Origin of the sequence: Salinibius halmophilus (assembly GCF_003577475.1) — a bacterium.
In the GTDB taxonomy this organism is placed as follows: domain Bacteria; phylum Pseudomonadota; class Gammaproteobacteria; order Pseudomonadales; family Natronospirillaceae; genus Salinibius; species Salinibius halmophilus.
On record NZ_QPEP01000012.1, the window covers coordinates 1 to 23395 of the forward strand.

Here is a 23395-nt window from a genome sequence, read left to right on the forward strand (position 1 = left end):
GTATGATTGACCATGCTGAGGGACTTAAATTTTGTTTGTGTGGTAACTTACATTTTCTAAGAACCTCGGCTCCTTTTCTAGCCGTTCAGATTTTCAGCTACACCCTTAAATGCGAAGAGCCGTAAAAAGAAGGTTGTTGTTTTTTCACCACCCTGCCCACTTGGCGAGTCAATTGAAACGGCCAATTGCCCACCGGTGTACAGGTAATTAGCACTCCGACCCGCGTTGCCGTTTACAACTTGCGTCAAGCGGTCGAAATCGTCATATACAAACGAGCGGTCATCCGAGTTCAAAATGCAGAAGCGGGCATATTAAAAAATAGAAAAGCAGCCAAATTTGGCTGCTTTTTAATAAAACAATCACTAATTAAAACCAACACAACATAACTTAAGAAGTCTATCGTTCTCTATAGTTAATCCACCAGCCTTCTATATCGAGTGGCAAGTCGTACGAATTAGGAGATACCTCTCGATCGAAAGTATATACATACTCAAAGGAGCTCCCCGAGAATACAAATCCTGACGATGACAAAATAATCTTCACAGTTCTTAATTCAGCAGGTGTTTGACTCCAACTACGAAGACAGAAAATACTTTCCGCACCAATATTTTTAAGCTTAGGGGAAATATATTCAACATACCTATAATCATCATCTTTTTCATAGCCACTTACAAAACTGATTCGCCCTTGCCCGATTCGTCGAATGCCATAAGTTTCCTCGCAAAAGTTCACAAGACTTTCAAATACTTCATACTTCAATTCAAAATTACGTTGCATTTCTTCACGATATTCAGAGATACCAGTCTCAGTCTTTTCATTACAGCCACAAAGAATTATTGATACAAAAAACAGAGCTCGGCTAAAAATTACTTTCATAAAAAAGCCATCCTTCCATAACGTTAAAAGCATCACCAGAATTGTCGCCCCAGCCAAATCCGTTGCTTGTTATATTTATAGTCACCCTATCAGGGAGCGTAATGCCCGCAAGTGTACTGCTCATAATTTCTGTTGCGATACCTAACTCAATTGGGCTACCACCACCTTGCTTGAGTACTTGATACACACCACCCCCATACATAGACTGTTCCAAATTAAAGCCATAGGCTCCAGCTACTATTCCAAAATGCCAATTTCCAAAATCATCCCTGTCTTTTTCACTGAAACTATCATCGATGATTGTCTTATAATCCCACTCACTCCCAGTTTCCACATACTCGACAAACTCAAGTAAACCTGCGATTGCCCATTCCTTCGAGACTCCTAACCTTTTCAAGCCCATTTTCCTTGCAAGCTCAACATTCTCATGCAGAGATATGTTTAGGTCCTTCAAAATTGGCTTGTAACGATCAGGTACATTTGCGAAGTAATCTAATTCAATTGTTCCGTCTGAAGTGTGTGATACAGGTGCTGTTTTATCTCCTTCCGGTACATCTCCCGAGCTCTGAGAAGGAATACTGCCTCCCTCAATATAACCACCTGTCTCCAACTGGCGATAACCAGTCGGATCCACATGCCCGTACGGGTTACCGTAGCCATAGCTGTAGCGGCCCCAGTGGCTGATGTTGCTGTGGTTTGGCACTATTGGGTCTGGCGTTAGGAACTGGCGGCTGTATAGATCGTAAACACGGCCACTAAAGTGCACGATTTGGAAGTTATCGTATTGCGGCTTGTCTTGCACCAGTTGATTGGTTTTGGCGTTGCCACCATTCTGCGTTAAGCCATATGGCGAGATTTTGTATGGGTCTATGCGGTTGGTTTCATTCGACGCCAACACGGCAACCATATTGCCAAGGTGATTGCGCAGCACAGCTTGCGTTGTAGTGCCTTCGCTTGGGTCGTAGAGCATGTTAATGCCAGAGGCACTCAAGCTATGCGTTACCTTGGTTGTGCGTTGTCGGTTGGCAAAGGTTTCAACAACTGAATATTTAAACCCGTGCGGTAAGAAGAAGGTATAAACCTGTTCGCCACCCTGACCACTTGGCGCGTCAATCGATACCGCAAGCTTGCCACCCATATAAACATAGTTCGCTCGACGCCCGCTATTGAGATTCACCACTTCGGTTAACCGATCGAAGTCGTCATAGGTAAATGAGCGATTATTTGATTTCAAGGTTCGGCCACGGGCACTTCAAAAAAAGAAAAGCAGCCGAAATTGGCTGCTCTTTTAATTAAAAATATAACGAATTACTAATTATTACTACACTCAGGATAAATATCTAGCTTGGAGATCCAGTAATTATAAACTTCTTCATTCTTTCTAATCCCTAGCCAGCCGTTTCTATAAACGTCCGATATCCACTCTATAGCTTCAGAGTGCCCTTGACTAGCAGATTTTTGCAACCAATAGAGGACTTCTATATTAGCTTTCTCAACGTCAATACCTAGTTCAACACTATTCAACGAAATCAGAAATGCCAAATCATGTTGAGATGAGCAGTCTCCACCAATAGAGCGTTCCAACAAATATTTATAAACATCAAAGAATTCCCCATCAGAATATAGAACTTCAATTTCTTCGTCTAAATCCTTTGAGCTTACCCATGGGCTAGCTAAAAGAGCAACCATCCAAAGGATTAAGAAAAATTCATTACCCCTAAAACTAAAATGGAATAATATCTTCATATTGATTCAACTCCGTATTGTTTCCTGGCGTCTTTATTTTTAAATACTTCATCCAATAGTAATCTCTTACAATATCACCCTGCTGTTCAATATTATAATCGCTAAACTTCTTACTATCATCCAATGGCAAGTAATCGTAATTCCTACTTCGAACAAACCTAATCGGACTCCGCAAATCAACACCATTTTGGTGCTGCCATACATGAGTCATTTCATGAACAAAAAGACCAATGTAGTTCGAACTCGAATAATCCTCAGAGAATTTTACTGAATCAGGATGAACATAAATATTCCCATTTGGAGCTATCAGCGTATCTTTGTTTTGAAAGATCACATATTTTTTTCTATAAATCCTTACTGAATCTATATCAAAATCTTCTCCAAATATTTTTTTTGCGATTTCAATTTCACCGATTGTCAGTGGCCTGCTTCCTCCAACAGGAGTTTCGCTTTGTATAATACCGACATCACCATCAGAGTCGGTTCGAATAGGGCTAGTTTGAGCTCCCTCAGGCACATCTCCCGAGCTCTGAGTAGGAATACTACCTCCCTCGACATAACCAGCAGTCTCTAACTGGCGATACCCAGTCGGATCAACATGCCCGTACGGGTTACCGTAGCCATAGCTGTAGCGGCCCCAATGGCTGATGTTGCTGTGGTTTGGCACGATTGGGTCTGGTGTTAGGAACTGGCGGCTGTATAGGTCGTAAACACGGCCACCAAAGTGCACGATTTGGAAGTTATCGTACTGCGGTTTGTCTTGCACCAGTTGATTGGTTTTGGCATTGCCACCATTCTGCGTTAAGCCATACGGCGAGATTTTGTATGGATCAATAAAGTTGGTTTCATTCGATGCCAACACGGCAACCATATTGCCAAGGTGATTGCGCAGCACAGCTTGCGTTGTAGTGCCTTCGCTTGGGTCGTAGTGCATATTAATGCCAGAGGCACTCAAGCTATGCGTTACTTTATTTGTGCGACTTCTACTTGCGATAGCTTTAACTACAGATTACTTGAATCCGTGAGGAAAAAAGTATGTAGTAGTCTTCTCAAAAAAAGCAGCCAAGGTTGGCTGCTTTTTTAAGTGCCCCCTAGGGCAGTTCAAAAGAACTTTTTATATCACCTTGTTTTCTAACAGAAACCCTTTTACCTCTTTGAAATTAGCAATAAACCCAATCCTTATATGAGCATACAACAGTGGGCTTCCGTAGTGCCCTAGCCATTCAGAAAATGATGATTGAAGAACAACCATCCCACCTAACCTTCCAAATGAAAATACTTTAACTGTATACCTTTTATAATCAAGACTGTTTTCTTTTTCTTGATAATAAAAAGAAATACATTCATTATGAAGTGTTATTTCTTCAGCCAAATTAGATAAGCGACTACTTTTATATCCAGAGTAAAAATAAAATATAGCATACATAAAAACCCACCAAGTTGCCATTAGCAATCCCTCTAAACCACCATTACCCTCCTCTAAAATAATCGTAAAGTAAATTGCATTAACCATAATTATAAATACAGTTATTTGACTATATGTTGGAAACCAAGCTGGTACTTTTTTTCTAAGCTTAACAACAATTTGATCAGAAGCTACTTGTGTCAAAACCACCACTCCATACTAAGTTTTTCTACCTTTGTTGAGTGACTCAGCTCGCCAGAAAACCCTAAATCTAAGCCACGCCCAAGAGCAATTCCAAAACCAGCACTGCCCGGCTTCGACTCTTCTCTTGAACCTTCTGCCACCATCATGGAAACTTGTCCTCCATAATGTCCTGCAACTGCGGTAATGTTAAGTGACCCTCCCCAACCACCGAAGTTCTCTTTCCCTCCGTCAAAAAAAGCGTAGCCACCTAAAGCACTTAGTCCAATTTCAATGCCGGAGCCAAAATACCCATAGCGGTAAGTACTAAAACCTTCTTCATCAAAAGCGATAATTCCACCACCGCCACCCCCTATTATTAAAAATGAACCACCGACTTCGAAAAACAAAGCGTGACTCTTACCTGAAACAATCATTGGCATTAGGTTTTCGTATACCTCAGCTTTGATTTCATCAACAACTTGCCTCCCAATGAGGCCTTGCAGCTCCAAGCTATCAATAATCGTTTCGGACAACTCATCAAATGTGTCAGCAATAATTATTGCTTTTCGTGTATTCCTGTCATTAGTTAATAATACTTCATTGGTGGTATCCCCATGAGGCACATCGCCATCGGACAGCTTTGAACGATTCTCCCGCCTCGCGTCATCATATGAAGCAATTTGATAATACCCAGTCGGATCAACATGCCCGTATGGGTTGCCGTAGCCATAGCTGTAGCGGCCCCAGTGGGTGATGTTGCTGTGGTTTGGCACTATAGGGTCCGGTGTTAGGAACTGGCGGCTGTATAGATCGTAGACACGGCCACCAAAGTGCACGATTTGGAAGTTATCGTATTGCGGCTTGTCTTGCACCAGTTGATTGGTTTTGGCGTTGCCACCATTCTGCGTTAAGCCATATGGCGAGATTTTGTATGGGTCTATGCGGTTGGTGTCATTCGATGCCAACACGGCCACCATATTGCCAAGGTGATTGCGCAGTACTGCTTGCGTTGTAGTGCCTTCGCTTGGGTCGTAGTGCATATTAATGCCAGAGGCACTCAAGCTATGCGTTACCTTGGTTGTGCGTTGTCGGTTGGCAAAGGTTTCAACAACTGAATATTTAAACCCGTGCGGTAAGAAGAAGGTATAAACCTTTTCGCCACCCTGACCACTTGGCGCGTCAACCGATACCGCAAGCTTGCCGCCCATATAAACATAGTTCGCTCGGCGCCCGCTATTGAAATTAACCACTTCGGTTAACCGATCAAAATCGTCGTAGGTAAATGAGCGATTATCTAATTGCCATATACGCCCACGGTCGTCCGTTCTGGCAACATCTGGCGGCGAGTAACGGCCACCACCTACACCCTGAAGTTGCCCATTTGGTGCTCGGCTGTGCGTCACACTCTCTGGGCTAGTTTTAATGTGACCAAAGCGGTCGTAAAAAAGGTTGGTTTTACTGCCATCCACAATGGCAGACAAACGTGTACCTAGCGGCCCGTTGTACTCAAATGTTCGGTTTACCGTGTAATAGCTCTCGCTGATTAAGTAGCCACGACTGTCGTAACCATAGGTAAAGCCATGCGTGTGGTCGCCTGACACGTCGTAGTATTTTGGTAAGCCAAGTTCTGAGTAGTCGGTGCGAATGCCGTACTTTTTCCAATGACCGGCCGGTGCTCCGTGGTTGTAAACGGTTTGCCGTTGTAACCCATATGCATTGTATTCATCTAGCGTTGTGTAATTAACTCGACTTCCAAGCCCAAGTTGGTGAAAGCTCAGCTTCCCGCTTTTATCGTGATATCGGTGAAACAAGTGGCCGATATCAGAACCATTAACGTTAGGCACTAACCATTGGTACTGACCATTGTCGTTATAGTTATATTTGAATCGAACCTTTTGTTGGTCGAGCCCAGAAATATCGTATACGTAATCTTCGTACTCTAGCCGGCCATTGGTAGGGTGGTAGCCAGGCGTTTTGGTGATTGTGCCATTCGCACTCTGTTGTAGCTCACTTGTTAGCCTTGTGGTTCTCGAGTCGTAGTTATACAACTCTGCCGAGCCATCCAGTGCCCCTTTGCTTGTTAAACGCCCTAGTTGGTCATAGTGCATGATGCTACTAAGCACGCCGTTAGTTTTTAGCTCAACTGGCTCAGCAAACGAATTGTAACGAGTGGTTCTTAGCACGCCGTAGTTGTCGACGCTTGCCGACTCTTTGCCAAAACCATTGTATAAAGTTTGAGACAAAACGGTGCTCCCGTTTTTGCTCTCTAGGCTATTACCGAGTGCATCCAGCTTGTGCGAAACCGTGTGATTTTCGCCATTTGCACGATTTACAGTGATCTGTGTTTCGCCTATTTCACGGTTAAGTGCGTCGAAGTAGGTGATGCGTTCCTCAAGCTTGTGAGCTTTTGCGCTAGTTTGCCAAACAGTTGTTGTTTTTTGCCATACTGCATTGGTGTCAATGATACTGTCTGAGTTGCTACCCGCACTGTACAGGTTGTAATTGAAACTTGTATAGCCACCGCTATGCGAGTGTATGCCCTTAACTAAGCCGTAGGCGCCAACTTGCGTTCTTTGGGCTAACCCCGGCATGTGGTCAATGTTAACCAACGCCAGTGCTAGATTGCTTAAAGAGTTTAACGTTTGGGGTTGTGAAATTGCTACAAGCGTACTGTGCTGATCATACTCTCGCTTAGTTAGCTCGGCACTATTACCGTGGGTGTACGCAATGTTGGTAATCTCATTGCCTGCCACATCGAACTCTTTAAAGCTGGTGCCATTTTGGTTAGAGCGCTTGGCTTCAATATAAAGGCCGTTTGCAGAGCAACTGCTGATTTCTGTTAGCATGCTCAAATCGGTACACAAGTAGCGATCGATTGATTCAACCAAGTCGCGGTTATTCGAGCGCTGAACCAATCGTCCCCGGTTAGAATACCTAAAGGTTTCAACCAGACCGTCTGGGTGCTCAATCACAGCTGGTTTACGGGCTGCATTGTTTGGCAATTTATAAGTAGTTTTTGCGCCGTAACTATCTGTTTCGGTTGCAACATTTCCAAAGGCATCATAGGTGTACTGAACTGTACGTGGCTCGGTTATAACAGTAACAGGATCACCAGTGGTTGGAGTTGAAGTGCGCGACTTCACTTGCCCATAACCAGCAGTACCAGTAGTACTGTAATAACTGATCGTATCCGTTGTGGTATGGCTCGGAGATGGATTCACCATGTTGTAGAGTGGGTGGTTAGTTGGGTGCGTGGCACTCACGTTAGATACCACCGTGCGAGGCAAGCTTACCCGGCCAATTGTTTGCCAGTTTGAGTTTGTTACTTTTGTTGAATAGATTTCTTGCGAATTAGACCAACTGCTAACTTCACTTTCAATTAAACTGAAGCACTGGCTTATTCCTAGCGCACATGTCTCACGCCCACGATGAAGAAAACTAGAGCCAATACGAGTCAGTGCTTCGCTAGCATTTTTAGATTCAGTACTTTCAAAGCTTACAGCAGGAAAGTAGCCGAGAGCCTTATTAGAAAGTTCATATCCCAAAGGGATATGTCGGTATTGCCGTTTAGTCTCAGTTGTTAAGTACGGGGCTGATCCTGGGGCGAATGACTTGTACTTGCTGTCTACAATTCTACTCGCCATTGGCACTGTAACATTGCCCAAAGCCGAATCGTTAAGTGACCCATACTTAAAATAGGTCCAATAGGTTAAATTAATACCGGGATCTAAGTCTCCAGCCGCGCTTGCGCTTCGCGCGACACTCGGCCGCTCACCTTGATAGACTGGTTGGATCGAACTACGGTTGAAGTCATAGTCTTCAAACCAGTGTTTTCCGCCAACCATAGGATCAAACCAAGTAACAATACCCTCTTTCCTCGCCTTCTCACTAACGAAATAGCTATCTAATGAATTATTTCCATACCAGTTTACTGTTTGTGGCCGCTGTATCTGTCGGATTCCCGCCATTGCGGCAGCTAAGTCGCCATCATATGCTATCTCAACTGATGCAAGTTCATTCTGCGCTATATTTTCAATACCGCTATTAATGAAGCGGTGATCAAAATGCGTCGATCGAACAACGGTTTGCGCTTTATTCTCGCTTACAAATTCTGTAAAAGTCGTAACATTTTCAAAACCAACAAATCCATGTGCAACGCCTTGCCCCGTACCACGGTGATTACGACCACCCGCATATTCATAACCAACACGACCAACAGGCGTATCAACAATATGAACCAACGAACGCGGGCTGATATTTTCTAAAATTGTGCCTTCACCATCGTTCGCGGCAGGCGTATAAACAGAACGGTCACCGGTATGACTGTAGGTAACACTAGCGAGTTCTTGACCGTTTGAAGTGATACGGTTTAGTTTTGGTGGGGCGAAGAATTCGATGTTTTCGTTAGCCCGCTGATTGAATATTTCAGTAAGGCCATTCCCATTAAAATCGCCAAGTACTTTTGATATTGAAACTGAAACCCGACTACCATTTTCAGCTATAGAAAAATTGGCGATAGAACCATATAAATTTGGCTCCCTGTTATAATCGAAAATCCCATTGAAATCATATCCAGGAGTGCCCCTCACATAACTCTCACTTAAACTTTTAGTGTCGTAATTATAGTCAGTCAAATATGAGCCATAATCCAACCACCCGTCTCCATCGAGATCATAACCAGATTTATATTCATTTATATATTGATCATTACTAGAAACACTAACATAAGTAATACCTGTACCATCATTTATTCGTAAAGCAGCTTGGCCACCAGGTGTTAAATCAGCTGTATATAAATCAGGAAATCCGTCCGAGTTTAAATCTACAACTTGAGATTCGTTTTCAGTAGTTGATCCAGATTTACAGTAGTCAGACACGGATAGCCCGTCATAATAAGGCTGGAGATAACAACTTTGTGCATAATGCCCAAAACCAACCCCCTTAGACCTGCCTTGACCATCTTTATTAAAATCATTAAACGACTTAAATTCATCCTTCACATCTACATCGTCATGGGTTCCATACGACTGGTAATTTCGTTTGATACAATAAACACATTCGCCTTCTACAGAAAAGGTGTTACTTCCGGCAATTGGGTTAAACCAAACACTTCCAAATGGTCCAGCAGATTCAACATTATAGTCCTTTGAATGCCCTCTACCACCTACAATTTCATAAATATCTATATCCGAATCATATTTTAAAGTATATCTTGAATCTTGTGACACCCCTTGACTTGATAAGATAAGTTCTGTCCTTCCATCCCCGTCTAAGTCTTTTAGGTTAATTTTCTTCCTTATATATCCTGAAACAGACCCTAAGACCGTTACTATTTCCCATGCCCCAGCTTCAGATACACCGGCAGCTCGCAAAGGTGCTGAACTAAACCCATTATTCCCATCATCGGGGTCAAAAAATAAAATTTCATCCCTTCCATCGTCATCATAGTCAGCGACGACCACTTTAGGGCGAGTTGATGGAGTTTTCCTCTCCGCTTTTAACCAACCGCGGACTGAACTTCCGCTCCAGTAATACTCCTCAAAATACGTATCTATCGAGTGGCTATAGGTCTTAATGTCCCCATACCCACTCTCATACCCAAAATCTGCAACCGGCTGCCATGCATCGGTATCGTACTTAACGCGAATACCGGTCAGCATATGAGGTTCATTAGGAAGGTTTAGGCCAAGTTCGTTGATGACTTTTTGTTGCAGGTCGTATTGGGTATTTACGCCTGTACCAGTCACCACTACGCTATCGAGTATTTTTCGGTGCCAGATTAATAGACCGTCATGATAGGCCAGTTGTTGGTCACGAATATCTGACCAATTTAGCGTTACATTGGTTGCGCTAGTGCCGGAACCATAGTTAATGCTGCTCAGGTAAGCCCTGCTATCAACCTTGATATAGTCATAGGTGTTAGCAAAACCTAGTGCGTCTTCAACTGTGCTTAGATGCCACGAACGAATGCCACCGTCGTAGCCTGCGATGCGTGCATTCGCCGTGCCGCCAAATGTGCGAACCGAACCGTCGATGGCATGAGCCGACCATTGCTGTGGCACACCGGCGGAAACAGAATCAATTTTGAAGTAGCGGCCAACTTGGTCGAGCGACAAACGGTAAATAGCCCCTGCGCTGTTAGCTGTACCGCTTACCAACACTAGGCGTTTATCGCCCATGCAGTACCAAGAACCACCGGTGTCGTCAATTGGCACCGAGCCGACATCATATTGGCGGCAGCGCGAAATATGCTCTAAACCCGTTAGGTTCCAGCCGTAGCCAACTTCGCCGTATTTGTTATTTGAGTTATAAGCAATGCCAAGCTGAGGCACCATACCCGGTGATTTTGGAAACTTAAATTGGTAGCTATAGCCGAAGGAGCCGTCGTTACCTACGTCGTGAGTGCCTGCGTAAAGGTCAACATCGTTTATGGGTGCTAGCGATTCAAACGTTGCTGTTTGCGTGGAAAAGCTATTAAAAGATCTTCCGGCGAAGCTTTCAAATTTGACACTCGGTGTGCCGCTTGGTTCAGGCTGAGGAACAGATGCTAGACTCGGTATGGCCATCGCACAGGCGATTGCTAGCGTGCCAGCTCGGCAGAGGTCCTTCATATAAAATCCTTGAGATGTTGGCTTAGATGCAGCGCGACACTATAGTTCGCAAAGACTAAAATTCAATGACTATAATCACATGCAGAAACATTTGTTCACCTAAGTACACAAAGGCACCATGCTAGCAGGGTGTAAGGCTTACACCCGAGTGAACAATCTAGTGCTAATTAGCTTCATCACGTCTTATTGCCAAAATCATCAAAGCAGCGCCTATGACTCCAACTCAAAAGTAGCTTCACCCACTACCTTGCCATTAATCATAACCTCTACCCTGTGTTCGCCGGGGTAGTATTTGCGCGTGGTGACGGGTTTAAAGTCGAGTTTGCGGCTGATATTTATTGGTTCGCCTTTGCTTACTTGCATATCTCGCCATTTGAATACTTTGCCGGTTGAGCTGCCGTTGGCTTTTTTTAGGTGCAGTACAAAGTCGATCATCCAGCGCTGCGTTGCGGCTGCACTAATTTGCAGGGTTAGCTCGCTGGCGTTGCCCATTTTGATTCGTGAGTCGGCCACTTTCAGGCGGGCGTTTTGCCATTTAGCAGGTGGGTAGCCGAATAGTTCAAGCACCTGTGGATTGCCTTGTTTAAATAGCGTGCGGCAAGCATGGCGCAGCAGTTTGTGCCTTGGTTTGTTGTTTGGTGCCCACCACTTTTTGGCGAAGTCGATGACCCATTGTGGGTGGTCTTTCACTATGTCGTTTAGGTTGTTAGCCACCGAGCGGCGCACGTATTCGCTGGGGTCATCGATTAGCGTTTCGAGTATTGGGCGCAGGGGTTCTGGGTTGTTCACTAGGTGTGGTAAGCGCATGCCCCAAGGCAGGCGTGGGCGGCTGCCTTCGCTGGCTAGGCGGCGAACGTGCAGGTTGTTATGCGATGCCCAAGTAAGAATCTCTTGTTGTAATAGTTCTGGATAACGGTGAATAAACGGGCGAATGGCAAACTCTGAAGACGAGCGGCTGGTCATGGCTTGCAAGGCGGGTAGGCAAATTTCTGGCTGCTCAATGCCATACTCGGCTAGGTAGTCGGCCATGGGCATAATGAACCAGCCGGCAATGCCGGTGTCGTCGGTCGTCCAGGTTAGGTTCTCTGTGGTGTTGTCATCGGCTAGGGCGGCACAGAGGATGTTGGCGCTTTGTGCAATATCTTTGGGCAGATGGTCGGCCAAGGCTTGTTGAATTTGGCGGCTGCGCTGTTTGAGTTCTAGGGCGTCTAGGTTTTGCAGGCACTGCGCTTCGAAGCTAACGAGGTTGAACTGCGGATACACTCGCTGAATATGCACAGCCGCCGCGTGGATACTGTCTGGGCTATACACATTCTTGAAGGGTTCCATCGCTTGTTTGCTCCTGCGCATTTTTTGGCCTTTGGCGAGATATATTGGGTTAGCGTAACCCATGTGCGCACCGCGGCCTAGCTCCTGCGAGCCGCTCAGTACGGACATCCATGTCCGCACACATTCGCGACGCGAATGATTTACGGGCCCACCATTTTTTGTAAGTTCAGCCCTGTATGGCGGGTTAACGTTTCGCTATTCGATGTAGAACACTACTTGGTCGCTGGCGCCGGTTGGGTCGGTAACGGCTAGTTGGTATTGGCCGGGTTCGGTGATACTGAGCGTTAGGCGGTTGCTACGTTGGGGGAGTAGTTCGCCGTTTAAGAACCAATACCAGTCGGCTTGGCCGCCGCGGGCGTGCACGGTGATGTCGGGTAGGGCGTTGGTGGTGGCATGGCGGCGCAGGCGAGCGTTGTTGTCGATGCCGGTTATTTTGATTGCCGAGCTGTGTAGGCTAGCCGTACTTTGGCTGCATCTTGGGTCGATTGCCGGTAAGCGGTTTTCACTGCGCCACGCCGGTGGTAAATAGCCTTGTAGGGGGGCTGGCCACAGGGCGGTGGTGACTTGTTCGGCGTTTTCTACACAGCCAAGTTCTACACGCAGGCCGGTGTCGGTGGCGCGCCAGTAGCTGGTGGTGCTGGTTTGCTGCCTGCCAAGTTGCTGGGCCCTAGTTTGCATCAGTGTTGGTGGTACTAGCTCGTTGATGGTCCAAGCTTTTAGGCGCTGGTCGCAACTGACTGGGCTTGGCCAGCATATGTCTTGCTGGCTAACGGCTTCGGGTTGGCGATGCCAGCTCACGGCTTGCCGTGGTAGTTGGCGGGCAATAGCCTGCGCTAGCGGTTTGGCGGCTACTGCACCATAGTAGCCAGCCATGGCTTGGTTATCTGGCATGCCTATCCACACGCCTATGGTGTAGTGCGTGGTGACGGCGATGGCCCAGGTATCGCGATAGCCAGCACTGGTGCCGGTTTTGAGGGCTATTTGGCCATTTGCTTCGAGCAACATGGTGCGGGTTATCCAAGCAGCTTCGGGGCTTAGTAGCTGGCGTGTTTGTGTGGGTTGGTTCTTGCGAAGTACAGGGCTAAGCGTTTGGCCGCCATTGGCCAGTGCACTATAGGCTTTGACCAAGTCTAATAAGTTACTCGATGTGCCACCCAAGGCAATTGCCAGCGAGGGTTTAGCCTGTGGTGGTAGCTGAAGTACCACGCCCGCGTTGGCTAGCTGGCTATAAAAACGCTCTGGCCCCACTTGCTCTAATACTTGTACCGAGGGCAGGTTGAGTGATTGTTTGAGCGCTTCTTGCACCGACACCGGCCCAGAAAAACCACGGTCAAAGTTAGATGGTTGATAGTCGGCAAACACCAGTGGCACATCCATTAACAAGCTAGCGCTATGAATGCTGCCATCATCAAGGGCCATGCCATAGATAAACGGTTTAAGTGTTGAGCCAGGTGAGCGTTGAGCGCGGGTCATATCTATGTGGGCAAAGCGCTGGTTATCAGTAAAGTCAGCCGAGCCAACATAACCCAATACCTGGCCATCGCCGTGGCGCATCACTACTGCGGCAAGCGACGCATTGGGTGGTAGCTGCTGGGTGTAGTTGCTCGTAAGTTGGCGCAGCGGTTGCTGTACTTGTCGGTCTATGGTGGTGGTAATTAGCCCAGCGTTTGGCGTTTCGTTGCGTAGCTGTCGCGCTAGCAAAGGCGCTTGTAAAGGGCGCCTAGGTAAGTTGGCAATCACTGGCTCTAGTTTGGCGGCTTGATAACCTTCTGCAAGCAGTTCACCACTAGCGAGCAGGCGCGCTAATACTTTATCGCGCTGATACGCGGCCCGCCCTGGGTGGCGGTCGGGGCGATAATAACTCGGTGCTTGCGGCAAACCGGCGAGCAAAGCAGCTTGTGCGTCGGTCAAAATATCTGCCGAGTGGCCAAAGTAACTGCGGCTTGCAGCTTCTACGCCTTCAATCGCGCCACCAAAAGGGGCATGGTTTAGGTAGTAAGTCAGAATATCTGCTTTGCTGTAGTGCCATTCTAGTTGCAGCGCTCGCCACATTTGCACCAGTTTGCCGCTCACCCCCGGCGCTTGCCCATAACGTAAACGTGCTACCTGCATGGTAAGGGTGGAGCCACCGGATACCACTTCGCCACTGCTCAGCCATTGCCAGGTCGCACGCACGAGTGCACCAGGGTTAATGCCAGGATGTTGATAAAAGTACTGATCTTCAAAGGTAAACAGGGCGGTTAAATAGTTTGGCGATACCTGCTCAGGTGTCACCGGATAGCGCCAAATACCTTGTTCGTCGGCAAATGCGCGCAGTGGCTCGCCTTGGCGGTCGGTCACTACCAGGGTTGTTGTACGGGGCGTTAGGTCAACTGGTGCCAGCTGATCGATGGTGTTCAGCACAACTATGCTGGTCAACATCGCCACAAAGAATATTTTTATCCACTTCATTGGTGTCTCAACTGCCATGGTGATGACCAATGGGCAGTTCATTCTTGGTGCCCTTGGGCGCATCCGGCATTCGATTTTCGACACGGCGCGAGTACATCCCTGTAGCCTCGACACCTGCTCCCTGCAGGTGACGGTCTCAAATCGAACACCGGATACACCCAGCAACTACTTAATGAACTGCCCATTGGCTACTGTTGTTCGTTAGGCATAAAAAAACGGCGTCCAAAATAACATGGACGCCGCCCAAAAATGCGATATTGAAATACCGCTATGAGGCACTCAATGAAATCCAAAATTTGGGTTTCAAGAGGAGGTGACTTACCAACGAGTTCGTCAACTAAGTCGCTAACCATCCTATATTAAGTTGTAGTGCCTTTACATCGCCTGCGATATGCGGCTTTGTTAGCAGTTAAGCGGCGCTATTGTTCCGTTATTGTTAATGTGCCAATGCTGGTACCGTTTGCATGCAGATTAGGGCGGTACATGTCCTCTACATAGGGTGCGGGCACTTGGTATTCACCAGGTGATACCGCTCGCGCAACATAGTATAAATATTGGCTTTCACCGGCGCGTAAACTCAGTGCCGCAACAAATCTGTCATCACGATATTCCGAGTGCGCCACATTGCCTTGCCAGCTTGCAATTGAATTGCCATCTACGGTTAGGGTGTCGTAGCTAATGGCAGAAATATTTGGGTTTTCAATTTCTAAGCCCGCTGGTAGCAAATCAACCACTAGGGCATCACCACTATCTTGATCGGCATGCACTTGCAGGCGGGTAATAATGAGTTCACCCGATGCCAGGCTGCTCAGTTCTAGCGGTTGGCCGATTAGGTCGAAGTAGTCGCGGCGAATGGCGAAGCCATTTTGCACTGCCGCAAGCGGTGCTTTGCTTTGCCCAGCTGCAGTTAGCGTAACGAACAAGCGTTGATCACCGGCGCTGATGGCGGTTAACGACTGCAAGCCTTCGCTGGTTAAACCACGCTGCCAGCGGCTGTCTTCGTTGAGCGTCATATCACCTAGGGTGCTGTTAATGGTAGCGGTAAAGCCTTGGTTATCTAGGTCCAGCGCTACGGCCAGTTGCAGCAGTGCAATGCGCTCTTGTGTGCTTAGCCACTGCTTGTTTTGCAGGGCTTCAAAGAGCGCCAACAAACTAGTGTTGTCTAGCTGGTCGTTATTGGCGGCAAAGCGGTTTACCAGCGCTAGGTCGCGCACTGGGCTGCCATAATCACCAATGTAGTCACGCTCGTTGCGTTGTGTGCTTAGTGCTTGCTGCTGCAGTTCGCTGGCTAGGCGGCTATCACCGGCTTGCATGGCGGCAGAGCCGGCGTGCATCCAGGCCAATGGCGATTGTACTTGTTCAAAGTCGCTGGCTTTCAGCATGCGGCGCAGTTGCGCGAGAGGGTTGGCGCCACTGTTGGCCAGTACATAAGCGCTGTAAGCTTGGGTGGCAAACTGGTAGCTGTAGCTGTCATCGCTCCATGGGCGATTAATGGCCACCTGGCCAGACAAGTACTGTTGCAAGCGGTTCAAAGCTTGCTCTAGTTTGGCTTGGTTGACTGGCACACCCGCTTGTTGGGCGCTCACGAGGAAGTCGGTGGTGTACACACTTACCCAGTAGTCTTCCATGCTGCTGCCAGACCACAAACTAAACCCACCACTAGCAAGCTGGCGGCCGAGCACGCGCTCAATGGCATGCTCTAACTGCTCTCGGCGCAGGGCGTTGGTGTAGGGTTGGTCAAACTGCTCTTCAATGCGCGCGCGCAAGTCAAACCGTTCAACCGTTGTTTGGTCTAGCATTAGCCACGGCCAAGCACCACTAATGGTTTGCTCGGTGCAGCCATATGGGTAGCGCAGTAAGTAGTCGAAATGGCCGAGCACATCCACTGGTGGCTGGCTCGATAGTGTTAGCTGGGCACGAATGCTGTCGTCGAGCCAGTCATCGTACTGAAAATCAACCTGCCAGCTGCTATTGGCTTCAATAATTTGGCGAACTTGGCGTGTGGCTTGTGGTGCGGGTGCGCGCACGCCAATCTGCCATGTGCGGTCAATATTGATGTCATCGCCATTGCTCACCTGCAAGCTAAGTGGAATATCAGCAAGGCGCTCGGCGGTTAGTGGGAATACCAGGGTGCGTTTTTCTTTATCGGCTAGCGTGATGGTTTGGCTGGTATTCACAGGCGCCGCTGAGCCAATGTTGAAGCGCACGGTTAACGCTTGGCTTGCACCACTTAGGTTGTGTAAATCCAGGGCTAGCTTGGTTTCATCGCCCACAGCTAAGAACCTTGGTTTCGACAGCTGGGTAACCACTTTTTCTGCTACGGTGGTTTCGGCATCTGTGCTGCCGGTGGCTTGGTTATTCCAGGCTACGGCCATCCAGCGTAGTTTGCCGTTAAACTGTGGAATGTCTAACTCAACTTGCGCTTGGCCGTTTTCATCAAAGGCCACGGGCGCTTTTTGCAGCGCAACAATTTGCACATCCGAGTTGGGCTTGTCGCCGCCACGAACAAAATCGGCTTCGGCCATCATGGCCCGAGCAAAACCACCACCCCAGCGCTGCTGGCTATAATCAAAGCCGGCGTTGTCGATGATTTGGTCATAAATATCGTAATACAGCCAGTTGTAGCGTTTTGGCGCTAATAAAAAGTCATCTGGTTGTGGCGTTGCAAAACGGGTGATATTCAATACGCCGACATCAACAGCTGCTACCCATACATAGCCTTCGCTAATATTGCCTTGCACCTTGGCGGTGACGGTTTGGTTTGGCTCTACGCGCTCTGGTACCTCAAGCGATAGTGCAATGCGGGCGTCGTCGCGTTCAACGGGTAGGTGGGCAATGCCAATGGCACGTTTAGGTGCCACGCTGTGTTGCATATCACCAGGAATTATTTGCAGCGCTGTTAGGTAAAGGTCGTGGCGGTCCCAGCGGCGATTAATTGGAATTTCAATGCTGGTGCCATTGGCTGAAAGCTCGATGTCTTGCTGCCACAGTACGGCCTCGCTCGACTCTACCGTTACGCGCGCCATGCCACTTGATGCCGGCGTTAGTGTTGCCAGCATGGTGTCACCCGGGGCAACAGTTCCCTGTTGCCAGGTAACTTGAATTTGGTCGGGTTGCATGGCGTCGTTTTGTCGCCACCAGCCGCCCCAGTTGGTGCGGAAGCGGAAGCGATTGTTGAGCTCGCCTGCCACATAGAGTTCTACTCGATAATCACCATATTCAACCGGCAGGGTTAGGTTAACCGGCGCGTCGCCAGAAAAATCTAGCACTTGTATGTCGGTAACAATTTCGTTTTCCCGATAATCCCACACCCAGCCTTCACTGTCGGTTTGACGCCAAAAGTAGTCGCGCTCTTCTTTAATTAAGCGCAACTCAACGCCTTCGGCACTGATCAGTGCGCCGGTTTCGTCGGTTACTATGGCTTGCCAGTTGGTATTGCTGTCGTTTTTCGGCGCGTCGTCAAACTGCGGGTTAAGCCCCACATAGGTGCCGGGTTTGATATTGCTAAGCACACCACGGCGATCGACGGAGCGCCCACCCGATTCATAAACACTCACGTTGGCAATAATCGCGAGTGGCGACTTAACTTGCTGCCACGGCGCTAGGCTAACGTTGTAGCTGTGTTGGCCGTTGCTATCGAGCTGGGCGCTTGGTAGCTGTTGGCGGCTAGCAGGCACAACTTCGTCTACATCACCAAAATAAAAATCTTGCCATTGGCTAAATGGACGATGATCTAGCTCGGCTTGCAGGTTGCCATCAATACGGTTGCCAGCAGCGGGTGCGCCATACAAAAAGTCGGCTTGCACCGGTAAGTCAACACTGTCGGTGTTGTGGCTAAGTTGACTGGTTTGGCCGTTTAGCAGCGTTAGCGCTATGCGCTCGGGTAAGAATTCCTCTACTTGTACAATGTGCTGCTGCAAAAACTCGTTGGTCGCCGAATGATAGAAGGTTAAGCGCCAGTCGCCGGTGGCGGCATTGCTGCCAATGGCATAATCAAAGGTATATTGGCCGCTGGTTTGCTCGTTTAATACTTGCGTGCTGACTTCGCTGCCCATGGCATCGGTTAGTACTGCTTTAATGGGTACATCACCCACGTAGCGGCTGTCGTAGTCGCGCAATAAAGCGTGTACTTGCAGGCGCTCACCTGGGCGGAATAGGTCACGTTCGGCCCAAGCAAATAACTGCTGTGGTGTGTGGTTGTTTTGGGCATTGGCAAACTGTGACAGGTCGAGCATGCTTTGGTAGATTGGCAATAGTGTCAGCTGATCGTCTAGCTCGGCCATCACTAGGCCTGGGTAGTCGTTATTATTGATGCGCAGTTCTGCTTCTCCCCAGCGATCACTGCGGGTATTGCCCACTACTTTTTCTTGCTCAAAAAAGCGAATGCGTACTTGGTTCAGTGGCTCGCCAGTACTAATGCTGTGGCTATAAATGCGCCAGTGCTCACCATTGCGACGCAGCTGTAAGCCAATGTCACTAACACTAAAGATCATTGCATCATAGCTGTACTGGTAGTTGCCCGGTACACGCAAAGTAGCTAGGTAAACGCCTGGCTGTTGCAGGTCGTCGATATCAGAGAAATCGAGATTGGTCGTTTGACTGGCGTTTTGGCTGTGTTTTAGGGCAAAACGGCCACTAAATACCATATCGTGCTGCTGGCTAATTTGGTTGAGGCTTCCGTAATAAAGCTTGTCTTGGCCTAGCAGGTTTTGCCACTTGGCCGCTTCTTCAACACCTAGATGAAACACCTCAATATCGACTTCCTCGGTATTTAGGCTATCCACTGGCAAGGCCATTTTTAGCTCTGGTGTCAGCACACTGCCTGAACTGCGAAAACGGGCGTAGGGGGATAGCGCGAGTGTTGTGAGTTCTTGGTAGCTGTCGTCAGCTAGGGTGTCGCCACTTTCGCTTTGCAGGTTTTTATCCACTTCCACCGCGTATAGCGTGTCGGGCTCAACAAAAGGCAACAATATGCGGCGCTCATCGAGCACCCAAAGGTCGTTATCTAGTTTGTCGCCGGCTTGATACACAGATAACTGGCGCCGCCAGTTGCTGTTGGGGTCGACGTTATCAGTTAGGCGGATGCTAATAGCGCGTGTATTTTGCCAAGCTTCTTCATTGATAGAAGTCACGGCAAACTGGCTGGCCAGGGCGCTAGTGGTAAACAGTATGCCTACTAGCCATGTTAGGGCGTGTTTGAATAGTGACATTGCATCCGTCTCAATCGTGAACTGTGCCTGCAAAGATAGCTGATGCTTGCTGAATGGTAAATTTAGACACTAGCCAAACAGGTGCCTTAGTGAACGCTGCCAACCCGCTATACTGAAATTTATAGGTAGAAATTCAGCTTCGTGTAGTAGGTGACTTATGAAGCAGGTGTGGCAAAAGTATTATCATATTGGGCAAGTGGTTTTGGTGCTGATGCTACTAGCACTGCTGCTGTATTCGACAAGTTTCGCCATGCTTGCCGCGGGCCTAGCCGTGTTTTTGCTGGGCATGAAGCATATCGACGAAGCATTGCGGGCGTTTTCTGGTAGCTGGCTAGAAAACATGTTGAAAGCCAGCACTGCTTCCACCTTTCGAGCCTTAGGGTTTGGCGCCTTGGTTACCTCAATTGTGCAGTCGAGCAGCCTGATTACCTTGTTATCTATTGCCTTTGTCAGCACCGGCATGATTAGCCTTGTGGGTGGCATTGGCGTGATTTTTGGCGCCAATTTGGGCACCACAACCGGGGCTTGGTTAATTGCCACCTTGGGCTTAAAAGTATCGCTAGGGCTGCTGGCCATGCCGTTTATCGCGCTAGGTTATGGCCTGCAGCAGGTAAAAGCTTGGCGCGGTGTAGGCGGCTTATTGATGGGCGTTGCTTTTATTTTTTTAGGCATCGACTTCTTAAAACAGGGCTTTGATGGCCTAGAGCAAGGTATCGACCTAGCCAGCTTGTACCGCGAGGGTTGGTTTGGTTTGGTCACCTTTACCTTGTTGGGGGCGGTGCTAACCGTGGTTATGCAGTCGAGCCACGCTAGCTTGTTAATTACGCTCACGGCGCTGTCGTTTGGCAAAATTAGCTACGACGCTGCCCTAGCATTGGCGATTGGCGCCAACATAGGCACCACGATTACCGCCATTATTGGCGCTTCAGCAAGTAATGCTGCTGGCAAGCGCCTAGCCACCGCTCATGTATTGTTCAATGTGGTGACCGGCGTGTTGGCGTTAATGCTGTTGTGGCCAATGAAGTGGTTAGTTGAAGAAGTAGCCGTTCTTATTGGCTTGGCCGGTGATAACTACACGTTGCGCTTGGCCATTTTCCATACCCTGTTTAACTTGCTGGGCATTGTGATTTGGCTGCCATTTTTACGCCAACTTGCTACGGCGCTGCATAAGCGCTTTCAAACGCCTCAGCCCCAGGTGGTCAAGTCGGCCTTGTTAACCAGCGACACCAGCTTGCGAGCCTTACAACAAAGTTATCGCAAACTCTTTAGCCTGAGTCACGCTGCCATTGTTGAAAGCTTGGCGCTTAAATCAAAAACTGAGCGCGATGCCGATAGTTTGCTGGAGTGGTTATCAGATTCACTAGAAGAAGATGCCAAAAAGCCACGCTTGAAAAAAATGTATCGCGATGAAGTAAAACCCATTCATAGTGAGATGATTGAGTTCGCCTGGCAAATGCCTGCCGACATGCCTAGTGAGATAAAACACGAACAACAAGCCATTTTGCAGGCTAGTCGCTCTTTGGTGGAAATGGTAAAACATGCCAAACACATGCAAAAAAATGTGTGGAAGCTGGGGCGCAGTGGTAACCAAACGGTGCGCCATTGTTATGATTTATTGCGCTTGGTCGTCAACTTGGCCTTGTTGCATGCCGGGCGATATCAGCGTGGTGATACAAGTTTGGAACAAGCCGAACAACAAATTATTGCCGATGAACGCGCCATTTTGTCGAGATTTGAGGCATTATGGCAACAGGGCATAGCCGATGGTAAGTTGGATGGTTTAAACGCCAGCTCGCTACAAAACGATTTAGGCTACTGTAAGGCCCTATTGCAGAGCTTGCGCTTTGCCATGATGGAACGTTCAGGCGCATCGCCTGTGGATGACCATAACGAACCAGAGCTGGCCGCCACGCCAGAGTGAGGGAAACATGCATCGACTGATTGCAACGATTTTAGTAATGCTCGCTAGTACTGCCTGGGCGGAACCTAGTGCCATTCGGTTAACCGATTGGATCGCCGGGCAAGCCAATCAAACATTAGAGGTAGACCTCGGCCGGCGCTTTAGTGTGAATCAGCCAAGTCTATACACCCTGCCGGATTTCCCCTTTACCATTGAAGGGCGTGGCGATCATATTGCGCTAATCTCAACCGAATACAATGTGGTGATGGCGATTAAAGAAGATGTTAGCTGGCCTAAATCCATCAGCCTCAATTACGAACCAGAAGAGGGCGCATTATTACGCCTGCAAACGCCGTCGGTCGACGAGTATGAAGCGGCCTCGGCGGCTGGTACATCTTTGGTTGGTCAGGGCACATTGAGCTGGCAGGTAGATGTAACCAAACAGCGTTTTACTAGTATTGAAGAGCTGGATGCATTTATTGAAGACGCCGCGCGCAACGTGAACATCACTGACTTGCGCTGGGACCGCTACGGGCTGAATCAGTTGTATCGCAAATGGGTACAGTCGCCATAATGTGACAGGCAAGTTGCCGCTGGTCGCAGGTTGGCGAGCTTTCATATTTTTCTTCTATGCTTGCATTAATGAGCCAAAAACATGGAGACGTTAATGCAAGCACCGGTCATTTTTATTCCCCACGGCGGTGGCCCGCTACCCCTAACTGACGACGTCCGTCACGAAGCTTTGCGTCATTTTCTGACTGGCTTGCCAAGCTTGTATGGCAAGCCCGATGCCATTGTGGTCATTAGTGCACACTGGCAAACCACCCAGCCTACTTTGCAAATGATGGCCAAGCCGCCAATGATTTATGACTATCATGGATTTCCCGAGTCGGCCTACCAAATTCAGTACCCTGCACCTGGCGCCCCAACACTCGCAACGGAAATTGCCACGCATTTATCGCAGCAAGGTTTTTCAGCCAAGTTGGATGAACAGCGAGGATTTGATCATGGGGTGTTCGTACCCTTGATGTTGATGTATCCCGAAGCCGATATTCCTGTACTGCAGTTGTCGCTGATGGAAAACATGGACCCAGCTGCGCACCTAGCACTCGGGCGCGCACTACAGGATTTACGCCATCGCAATATTATGGTGATTGGTTCGGGTATGTCCTTCCACAATCTAGATTCGTTTTTTGTTGATAACGACCAGTTAAACGAAGCCGACTACCATTTCACCAAGTGGCTGATTGATGTTTGCACCAATCCCAAGTACTCCGCTAAAGAGCGAAAAACCAAGCTCATCAACTGGCTAGACGCGCCCTACGCCCAAGTATGCCACCCAACCCCAGAGCACCTAATGCCCCTACATGTGTGTGTCGGCGCCGCTGAGCATGGTGAAGAAGAGGCGGAAGTGATTTTTGATGGCGATGTACTAGGCAAGCGAGTGTGTGCGCTGAACTGGTTTAATTTTTAGCCAGGGCCTAACTAAATGCCATTAACTTGAAAAACAAGCTTGGTGTTCACGGTGCTTACCATGAGACCGTCACCCGCAGGGAGCGGGTGCCGAGGCTACAGGGACGTACTTGCGCTGTGTCGAATGGTGAGTTCCGTGGACGCCGATACTTTTAAGTTAACGGCATTAGGCCCACTTTCCATATTTCCTGCACATTTGCTTGCCAAGCTA

The 23395-nt window shown here is 48.3% G+C and carries 12 protein-coding genes; 3 read left to right on the forward strand and 9 right to left on the reverse strand.

Features of this window, described 5'->3' with window-relative positions; genetic code table 11:
- Positions 1-396: 396 nt before the first annotated feature.
- The 9 genes from DUW71_RS13710 to DUW71_RS13750 form a co-directional block, all read right to left on the reverse strand.
- Positions 397-876, reverse strand: coding sequence for a hypothetical protein (locus tag DUW71_RS13710; protein ID WP_119395834.1), 480 nt, complete (start codon positions 874-876; stop codon positions 397-399).
- Entirely contained in the window at positions 860-2110 is a 1251-nt protein-coding gene (locus DUW71_RS13715) for a polymorphic toxin type 44 domain-containing protein (RefSeq protein WP_119395835.1), read from the reverse strand. Before DUW71_RS13715 ends, DUW71_RS13710 begins: the two co-directional genes overlap by 17 nt.
- Positions 2111-2187: 77 nt before the next feature.
- Positions 2188-2622, reverse strand: coding sequence for an SEL1-like repeat protein (locus tag DUW71_RS13720; protein ID WP_119395836.1), 435 nt, complete (start codon positions 2620-2622; stop codon positions 2188-2190).
- On the reverse strand, positions 2600-3556 hold the full coding sequence (locus DUW71_RS13725; RefSeq protein ID WP_119395837.1) for a hypothetical protein: 957 nt from the start codon (positions 3554-3556) through the stop codon (positions 2600-2602). The genes DUW71_RS13720 and DUW71_RS13725 overlap by 23 nt, the downstream gene beginning before the upstream one ends.
- 180 nt (positions 3557-3736) lie before the next feature.
- The gene (locus tag DUW71_RS13730; protein ID WP_119395838.1) at positions 3737-4231 is read right to left on the reverse strand and encodes a hypothetical protein; all 495 of its coding nucleotides are present in this window, start codon (positions 4229-4231) and stop codon (positions 3737-3739) included.
- Positions 4228-10821, reverse strand: coding sequence for a hypothetical protein (locus DUW71_RS13735; RefSeq protein WP_119395839.1), 6594 nt, complete (start codon positions 10819-10821; stop codon positions 4228-4230). The genes DUW71_RS13730 and DUW71_RS13735 overlap by 4 nt, the downstream gene beginning before the upstream one ends.
- Positions 10822-11031: 210 nt before the next feature.
- Complete coding sequence (locus tag DUW71_RS13740) at positions 11032-12150, reverse strand: DNA alkylation repair protein (protein ID WP_158584108.1); 1119 nt, start codon at positions 12148-12150, stop codon at positions 11032-11034.
- Between the two features lie 195 nt (positions 12151-12345).
- A complete protein-coding gene (pbpC, locus tag DUW71_RS13745) occupies positions 12346-14643 on the reverse strand; it encodes a penicillin-binding protein 1C (RefSeq protein WP_158584110.1) in 2298 nt (765 codons plus the stop codon).
- Between the two features lie 377 nt (positions 14644-15020).
- Entirely contained in the window at positions 15021-19811 is a 4791-nt protein-coding gene (locus DUW71_RS13750) for an alpha-2-macroglobulin family protein (RefSeq protein ID WP_119395842.1), read from the reverse strand.
- 157 nt (positions 19812-19968) lie between these two features.
- On the opposite strand from DUW71_RS13750, the gene DUW71_RS13755 reads away from it, so the two are divergent.
- From DUW71_RS13755 to DUW71_RS13765, 3 genes are all read left to right on the forward strand, one after another.
- Positions 19969-21732 carry a Na/Pi cotransporter family protein gene (locus DUW71_RS13755; RefSeq protein ID WP_119395843.1) on the forward strand — a complete coding sequence of 588 codons (1764 nt, stop codon included), beginning with the start codon at positions 19969-19971 and terminating at the stop codon, positions 21730-21732.
- Positions 21733-21739: 7 nt separating this feature from the next.
- The gene (locus DUW71_RS13760; protein WP_119395844.1) at positions 21740-22285 is read left to right on the forward strand and encodes a hypothetical protein; all 546 of its coding nucleotides are present in this window, start codon (positions 21740-21742) and stop codon (positions 22283-22285) included.
- 93 nt (positions 22286-22378) lie between these two features.
- The gene (locus DUW71_RS13765) at positions 22379-23185 is read left to right on the forward strand and encodes a DODA-type extradiol aromatic ring-opening family dioxygenase (protein WP_119395845.1); all 807 of its coding nucleotides are present in this window, start codon (positions 22379-22381) and stop codon (positions 23183-23185) included.
- Positions 23186-23395 lie beyond the last annotated feature (210 nt).